The sequence below is a fragment of the Polynucleobacter sp. AM-25C3 genome, from assembly GCF_018882335.1.
GTDB lineage: Bacteria > Pseudomonadota > Gammaproteobacteria > Burkholderiales > Burkholderiaceae > Polynucleobacter.
Window position 1 is genome coordinate 1 of the sequence record NZ_JACVOS010000042.1, and the last position, 294, is coordinate 294.

Consider the following 294-nt stretch of genomic DNA (forward strand, 5'->3'; position numbering starts at 1 on the left):
GGTAATCAAGCTGTTTATGGTGGTGCTAGTGTGAGCGCTACTACGCTAAGCAGTGGCGGTAGCCAGACCTTCCTGAGCGGCGCTATTGTGAGTGGTCTTACGGTAAATGATGGCGGTACTCAGATTATCGGTGACGGTGGTAGTGCGATTAGCGCGACCATCAGTTCTGGTGGTACTCAAGCTGTTAGTAGTGGCGGTATTGCAAGTGCTACTACGGTAAATGATGGCGGTACTCAAGCTGTTAGTAGCGGTGGTAGTGCGATTAGCGCGACCATCAGTTCTGGCGGTAATCAA

General features: G+C 51.4%; 1 pseudogene. It reads left to right on the top strand.

The window, feature by feature from the left end:
• Positions 1-294 (top strand): annotated as a pseudogene (locus ICN12_RS10780) (AIDA repeat-containing protein); the annotation flags it as partial.